Here is a 6,620-nt window from a genome sequence, read left to right on the forward strand (position 1 = left end):
GGGTATTATCAAGAGAAAGGCGGCAGAAAATGTCAAAAATACAGAAGATCAATAAACAGACAGAAAACAGATTTCTGAATCTGTATGATCTGGAAGCAAAAGACCGGATGGGCGGCGATATCCATTATTATGTTTCATCCAGAGCGAAAACACCGAATGATCTGAAAATAAATACAAGAAATGAAAAGCCGGACGGTGTGATCATTTACAGTCTTTATGGGGAGAAAAAAGACAGGGTTGTGCTGGTACGCCAGTACCGTTATCCGCTGGATGATTATATTTATGAACTGCCATCCGGGCTGGTAGACCAGGGAGAAGATTACAGGCAGGCGGGCATCCGCGAAATGAAAGAAGAGACCGGACTTGATTTCTCACCGCTGACACCGGATCCGCTCTATGAAAGACCATTTTTTACAAGCGTCGGCATGACAGATGAATGTTGTGCCACGGTTTATGGTTATGCGAGCGGTCAGATTAGCCGGGAAGGCCTGGAAGATACCGAAGATCTGGAAGTCGTGCTGGCAGACAGAGAAGAGGTACGCCGCATCCTGAAAGAAGAGCGTGTGGCGATCATGTGTGCATATATGCTGATGCATTTTCTGAAAGAAGAAGAACCTTTCGGCTTTTTGCAGTTGTAAGCAAAAAACTGGTATGCTATAATCAAATGCTAAGGTCAGATAGATTCTGTCAGGTAAATATCAGCAGAGCTGACCAGAATTGCGTGCCAAGTTTCGCGTGCGTTCGACTTGAAACAGAAAATTTCAAACACAACAGGAGGAAAAGGTGGAAGCAAAAGTTGAAGTAAAAATGACACCGAAGATCATGTATGATTTCATGATGTACCATACTTACCGCAGTTTCAGCGGCATTTTTGGTATCATCCTCGGAATTGCGGCATTTGTGATGTTTGGCACGACGCTGGGCAAAACAGATCTGTCTTACAGCATCGTATACTGTCTGTTCGGTGTGTGGTTTATCGTTTATCTTCCGGTCAGCCTTTATACAAAATCAAAAAGGCAGGTAGAAAAAAGCGAAGTATTTAAAAATCCGGTCACTTACATTTTGAATGACGAAGGGATCGAGATCGTACAGGGAGAAGAAAAGGCACAGTGCGGCTGGAAGAATATACTGAAAGTATGCAGCAGCAAAAAAAATGTGCTGATCTACTCAGGAAAAAGAAATGCATTTGTTCTCCCAAAAGAAGCCATCGGAGAACAATACGATACGCTTGTAACTTTAGTGCAAAAAAATATGCCAAAAAAGAAAGTGAAATTATGATTATAGAGACAAACAGCGAAAAAGAAACATTTGAACTCGGAAAAAAAATCGGTGAAAATGCAAAGGCAGGTCAGATCTATACACTGACCGGAGATCTTGGCGTAGGCAAAACCGTTTTTACACAGGGGCTTGCAGCAGGGCTTGGCATCACAGAGCCGGTAAACAGCCCGACCTTTACGATTGTGCAGATGTACGAAGACGGTCGTCTGCCGTTTTATCATTTTGATGTGTATCGCATCGGTGATATCGAAGAGATGGAAGAGATCGGCTACGAGGACTGTTTTTACGGTGAAGGTGTATGCTTGATCGAGTGGGCAGATCTGATCCAGGAGATTCTGCCGCCGGATGTGATCGCTATTGAAATCGAGAAAAATCTGGAAAAAGGATTTGATTACCGCAAGATCACGATTTCAGATCCGGAGGAAAAGAAAGCACAGCTTTAGGAGGAAAACATGAAAGTTTTGGGAATAGACAGCTCAGGGCTGGTGGCATCGGTTGCTGTTGTAGAAGATGATATTTTACTTGCAGAATACACGGTAAATTATAAAAAAACACACTCTCAGACCTTGCTTCCGATGCTGAAAGAAATCGGAGATATGATAAATCTGGACTTAAACAGCCTGGATGCGATCGCAATCGCTGCCGGGCCGGGATCCTTTACCGGTCTGCGTATTGGTTCTGCCACGGCAAAAGGTCTGGGGCTGGCACTTGACAAACCGATCATACCGGTTCCGACGGTAGACGGACTGGCCTATGATTTATGGGGAACAGATAAAATCGTCTGCCCGATCATGGATGCAAGAAGAAACCAGGTCTATACCGGCATTTACGAATTCTGCGATGGAAAACTCCAGATACTGGAAAATCAGATGGCGGTTTCTGTCACAGAGATTGCAGAAAAACTTAATGCACTTGGAAGAGAAGTTATTTTTCTTGGCGACGGCGTTCCGGTTTACCGCAAAACGCTGGCGGAAGTGATGAAAATTCCGTATTCGTTTGCTCCGGCACATATGAACAGACAGCGTGCATCTGCGGTTGCAGTTCTTGGAGCACAGTACTATGTACAGGGACGAGCAGAAAGTGCAATGGAACATAAACCGGATTATCTGCGTCTTTCTCAGGCAGAGAGAGAGCGAAAAGAAAGGGAAGAACAGAATCGTGCTTGAAATACGTGCAATGCAGGCAGAAGATCTGGAGGCAGTTGTAAGAACAGAAAGTCAGATTTTTTCCCGGCCATGGAGCAGAAAAGGATTTGAAGATGCACTGCGTCAGAAAGAGACGATCTATCTGGTTGCATATGAAAAGGAAATACTGGCAGGATATTGCGGACTGTTGCAGTCTTTTGATGAGGCTGATATCACAAACGTAGCAGTTGTGGAGAAGTTTCGCGGAAAAGGGGTTGCCACCGAACTTCTGGAGCAATTGTTTTTGCGTGGATATGAACGCGGAATCGAAAATTTCACACTGGAAGTGCGGGTTGGCAATGCACCTGCTATCCATTTATATGAAAAACTTGGGTTTGAGCGTTCCGGTATCCGACCGAATTTTTACGAGAAACCAAAAGAAGATGCACTGATCATGTGGAAATACGGCAACCACTAGGATTCCTCTAATTCCCACTGTACGAAAGGAATACTTTTCGTTATACTGTTGCTGTCGCAAAGGAAATCAGAAAAAGCATACAAAAGGGGTATCACCTGGGGAGGATACGATGAGAAAAGAGAATAAGATTTACTGCAACAGCTGCGGGAAAAGAATTGTGGATACGATTGGAAGAGACATGGAAGAATATATTCATATTGAAAAAATCTGGGGATATCCTTCGGAAAAAGACGGAGAATGCCACAGCTTCGATCTGTGTGAACCTTGTTACGATAAAATGACAGCAGAATTTGTATTAAAACCAGAAATAAAAGAAGAGACAGAGCTGCTGTAGAAAAGAAAGAAGAAACGAAAGAAAAAGAAACTGAAGAAAGAGTAAGGAAAAAAGAATGCTTGATGTTTGTTTGCTTGGATGCGGCGGTATGATGCCGCTTCCAAGACGTTGGCTGACAGCCTTGATGCTGCGATATAACGGAAGCAGTATTCTGATCGACTGTGGCGAAGGAACACAGATCGCGATCAAAGAAAAAGGGTGGAGTTTTAAACCAATCGATGTGATTTGTTTTACACACTATCACGGGGATCATATCAGCGGGCTTCCGGGTCTGCTTTTGTCGATGGGAAATGCAGAACGTCATGAACCGCTGACTTTGATCGGTCCAAAGGGGCTGGAACGTGTGGTGAATGCACTTCGGACAATTGCACCGGAGCTGCCTTTTGAAATATATTATAAAGAAATCCAGGGAACAGAAGAAACCTTTGAGATGAACGGTTATCGAATCCGTGCATTCCGTGTAAACCACAATGTGCTTTGTTACGGATATACTATGGAGATTGACCGTGCGGGGAAATTTGATGTAGAGCGGGCAAAAGCGGCAAATATTCCGCTGTGCTGCTGGAATCCGCTTCAGAAGGGGAATGTTGTCGAATTTGAGGGTGTGCACTATACACCGGATATGGTTCTTGGAGAAGCCAGAAAGGGAATCAAACTGACTTACACGACAGATACCAGACCGACCAGATCCATCATCCAGAATGCAGAGCACTCAGATCTGTTTGTCTGCGAAGGCATGTATGGCGAGGATGATAAAAAGTCTAAGGCACTGGAGCATAAACATATGATGTTCAAAGAAGCAGCAAAATTGGCAGCGGAAGCAGAAGTGTCAGAGTTATGGCTGACACATTACAGTCCGTCACTGGTACGTCCGGAAGAATTTATGGATGGCGTGCGTGAAATTTTCCCAAATGCTTACCCGGGAAAAGACGGAAAAAGTACAGTGCTGTCATTTGAAGAGGAATGACAGTCGACAGAAAAGTCTGGTAAATCAATGCCTTTGGGCTTGATATAATAGGAAGGATAGATACGAGATGGAAGAAAAGAAAGATGTACTGATTCTGGGAATCGAAAGTTCCTGTGATGAAACGGCAGCTTCTGTTGTGAAAAACGGAAGAACGGTTTTGTCCAATGTTATTTCCTCTCAGATTGAACTGCATAAACTTTATGGCGGCGTAGTGCCGGAAATTGCATCAAGAAAGCATATTGAAAAAATAAATCAGGTCATCACAGAAGCTCTTGAAGAAGCAAACGTCACACTGGATGATCTGGATGCGATCGCGGTCACCTATGGACCTGGACTGGTGGGGGCTTTGCTTGTCGGAGTAGCCGAGGCAAAGGCGATCAGCTATGCTAAAAATCTGCCTCTGGTAGGTGTGCACCATATAGAAGGGCATATTTCTGCAAATTATATTGAACATCCGGATCTGGAGCCGCCGTTTGCATGCCTGGTAGTATCCGGAGGACATACACACCTGGTTGTGGTAAAAGATTACGGAAAATACGAAATCCTCGGACGCACCAGAGACGATGCGGCTGGAGAAGCATTTGATAAAGTGGCCCGTGCGATCGGACTTGGCTATCCGGGCGGACCAAAGATTGATAAACTTGCAAAAGAAGGAAATCCGCTGGCGATTTCATTTCCAAAAGCAAAAGTTGCAGATGCACCATATGATTTCAGTTTCAGCGGTTTGAAGTCAGCAGTCCTGAACTATCTGAATGGATGCAAAATGAAGAACCAGCCGATCGTAGAAGCAGATGTGGCAGCTTCCTTTCAGAAAGCAGTTGTGGATGTTCTGGTAGAACATTCCATGTGGGCAATCGATGAATATGGATTTGATAAATTTGCTATTGCAGGGGGAGTTGCCTCCAATTCAGCACTTCGCATGGCAATGGAAGAAGCCTGCAGAAAGAAAGATATCAAATTTTACCATCCGTCCCCGATTTTCTGTACAGATAATGCAGCGATGATCGGAGTGGCAGGATATTATGAATATCTGGCAGGAACAAGATCCGGACTGGATCTGAATGCAGTTCCGAATCTGAAACTGGGGGAACGCTAAATGAAAGAAAAGCACACGGCGATCGTTCTGGCAGCAGGGAGCGGCAAAAGAATGCACAGTCAGGTACAGAAGCAGTATATGGATCTGTTTGGAAAACCAGTTTTGTATTACGCACTCAGACAATTTGAAGAATGCGAATTTATAGATGAAGTGATACTGGTTACAAAAAAAGATGAGATTGCATATTGCAGAGAGAAGATTGTGGAAGTTTATCATTTGCAAAAGGTGAAAGATATTATTGAAGGCGGGGAAGAACGCTATCTTTCTGTATATAATGCACTGAAAGCTGCCGGAGCATGTGATTACATCTATATCCATGACGGAGCAAGACCATTTGTAGATCAGGAAATGCTGCAGCGGTTAAAAGAAGCGGTATGCACTTATGGTGCGTGTGTGGCAGCAGTTCCTTCGAAAGATACACTGAAACTGGCTGACGAAGCGTTATTTGCAAAAGAAACATTAAAGAGAAGTGAAGTTTGGAACATCCAGACTCCGCAGGTTTTTGCGTATCCTGATATTTTAGGTGCTTATGAAAAAATGATGCAGGAGGACCATACCAAAATGGGAATCACGGATGATGCAATGGTACTGGAGAAAATGGAAGGTCAAAAAGTAAAACTGGTGGAAGGCTCTTATTATAATATCAAGATTACAACACCAGAGGATCTGGATATCGCTGAAATCTTTGTGAAAAAGTGTAATTTACAGAAAAATTGAAAAAAACAAAAAAATATCAAAAAAAGTGTTGACAAAACGAAAATTGGATGATATTATTAGTTTCGCTGATTGCACTGGAGAGGTATCGAAGTGGTCATAACGAGGCGGTCTTGAAAACCGTTTGTCCGCAAGGGCGCGTGGGTTCGAATCCCACCCTCTCCGTTCATCACATGAGAATATCATGTGATAATATAATATAAAATGCTATTCGAGCAACTGTGGAGAAATACCCAAGCTGGCCGAAGGGGCTCCCCTGGAAAGGGAGTAGGTCGTTAACAGCGGCGCGAGGGTTCAAATCCCTCTTTCTCCGTTCGACAAACTTCTTGAAAAAGTACTTGACAAAAGATGACAAATACGATAAAATACAGAAGTTCGTCAAAAGACGCAGAAACAGGTAGTCGAGGAATCATAGAAAATGATCCGGGGACGGAATCAAAAAGATGAAAAAAGTACTTGACAAACCTGAAAGACTTTGATAAAATATCAGAGTTGCTGCAAAAGAGACAGAGCAACGCAGTCTGGTACGACTTAAGAAGTTCGAAAGAACTTCGAAAAAAAGTTTAAAAAAGTACTTGACAAGCACAAAGAGATGTGCTAAAATAACAAAGCCGACGCGAACAGCGAAC

At 43.5% G+C, this 6,620-nt stretch carries 9 protein-coding genes and 2 tRNA genes; all 11 read left to right on the forward strand.

Annotated features, from left to right (window positions below; all coding sequences use genetic code 11):
• The first annotated feature begins 29 nt into the window (after positions 1–29).
• The 11 genes from GPK60_RS07940 (at position 30) to GPK60_RS07990 (ending at position 6,304) form a co-directional block, all read left to right on the forward strand.
• Positions 30–638 carry an NUDIX hydrolase gene (locus tag GPK60_RS07940; protein ID WP_215659234.1) on the forward strand — a complete coding sequence of 203 codons (609 nt, stop codon included), beginning with the start codon at positions 30–32 and terminating at the stop codon, positions 636–638.
• Positions 639–783: 145 nt separating this feature from the next.
• Entirely contained in the window at positions 784–1,278 is a 495-nt protein-coding gene (locus tag GPK60_RS07945; RefSeq protein WP_022119899.1) for a YcxB family protein, read from the forward strand.
• Positions 1,275–1,721, forward strand: coding sequence for a tRNA (adenosine(37)-N6)-threonylcarbamoyltransferase complex ATPase subunit type 1 TsaE (tsaE, locus tag GPK60_RS07950; RefSeq protein ID WP_022119900.1), 447 nt, complete (start codon positions 1,275–1,277; stop codon positions 1,719–1,721). The genes GPK60_RS07945 and tsaE overlap by 4 nt, the downstream gene beginning before the upstream one ends.
• A 9-nt stretch (positions 1,722–1,730) precedes the next feature.
• Positions 1,731–2,444, forward strand: a complete 714-nt coding sequence (gene tsaB / locus GPK60_RS07955; RefSeq protein WP_022119901.1) for a tRNA (adenosine(37)-N6)-threonylcarbamoyltransferase complex dimerization subunit type 1 TsaB — start codon at positions 1,731–1,733, stop codon at positions 2,442–2,444.
• On the forward strand, positions 2,437–2,880 hold the full coding sequence (gene rimI, locus GPK60_RS07960) for a ribosomal protein S18-alanine N-acetyltransferase (RefSeq protein ID WP_215659235.1): 444 nt from the start codon (positions 2,437–2,439) through the stop codon (positions 2,878–2,880). Before tsaB ends, rimI begins: the two co-directional genes overlap by 8 nt.
• A 109-nt stretch (positions 2,881–2,989) precedes the next feature.
• The gene (locus GPK60_RS07965; protein ID WP_022119903.1) at positions 2,990–3,214 is read left to right on the forward strand and encodes a hypothetical protein; all 225 of its coding nucleotides are present in this window, start codon (positions 2,990–2,992) and stop codon (positions 3,212–3,214) included.
• Between the two features lie 55 nt (positions 3,215–3,269).
• Positions 3,270–4,181 (forward strand): ribonuclease Z, encoded by a 912-nt coding sequence (locus GPK60_RS07970; protein ID WP_147632323.1) that lies wholly within the window; start codon positions 3,270–3,272, stop codon positions 4,179–4,181.
• A 67-nt stretch (positions 4,182–4,248) separates the two neighbouring features.
• Positions 4,249–5,277, forward strand: coding sequence for a tRNA (adenosine(37)-N6)-threonylcarbamoyltransferase complex transferase subunit TsaD (gene tsaD / locus GPK60_RS07975; protein WP_173866662.1), 1,029 nt, complete (start codon positions 4,249–4,251; stop codon positions 5,275–5,277).
• The gene (ispD, locus tag GPK60_RS07980) at positions 5,278–5,994 is read left to right on the forward strand and encodes a 2-C-methyl-D-erythritol 4-phosphate cytidylyltransferase (protein ID WP_215659236.1); all 717 of its coding nucleotides are present in this window, start codon (positions 5,278–5,280) and stop codon (positions 5,992–5,994) included.
• A gap of 76 nt (positions 5,995–6,070) precedes the next feature.
• A tRNA-Ser gene (locus GPK60_RS07985) sits at positions 6,071–6,156 on the forward strand.
• A gap of 58 nt (positions 6,157–6,214) precedes the next feature.
• Positions 6,215–6,304 (forward strand) — tRNA-Ser (locus tag GPK60_RS07990).
• Positions 6,305–6,620 lie beyond the last annotated feature (316 nt).

The organism is Ruminococcus sp. MCC718, from assembly GCF_018783905.1.
Classification (GTDB): Bacteria; Bacillota; Clostridia; order Lachnospirales; family Lachnospiraceae; genus Hominisplanchenecus; species Hominisplanchenecus faecis.

What these genes read in the sequence shown, in the direction of transcription:
- GPK60_RS07940 (WP_215659234.1), top strand. Translation starts at nt 30, where the DNA reads ATGTCAAAAATACAGAAGATCAATAAACAGACAGAAAACAGATTTCTG.
- tsaE (WP_022119900.1), top strand. Translation starts at nt 1,275, where the DNA reads ATGATTATAGAGACAAACAGCGAAAAAGAAACATTTGAACTCGGAAAA.
- tsaB (WP_022119901.1), top strand. Translation starts at nt 1,731, where the DNA reads ATGAAAGTTTTGGGAATAGACAGCTCAGGGCTGGTGGCATCGGTTGCT.
- GPK60_RS07965 (WP_022119903.1), top strand. Translation starts at nt 2,990, where the DNA reads ATGAGAAAAGAGAATAAGATTTACTGCAACAGCTGCGGGAAAAGAATT.
- GPK60_RS07970 (WP_147632323.1), top strand. Translation starts at nt 3,270, where the DNA reads ATGCTTGATGTTTGTTTGCTTGGATGCGGCGGTATGATGCCGCTTCCA.
- tsaD (WP_173866662.1), top strand. Translation starts at nt 4,249, where the DNA reads ATGGAAGAAAAGAAAGATGTACTGATTCTGGGAATCGAAAGTTCCTGT.
- ispD (WP_215659236.1), top strand. Translation starts at nt 5,278, where the DNA reads ATGAAAGAAAAGCACACGGCGATCGTTCTGGCAGCAGGGAGCGGCAAA.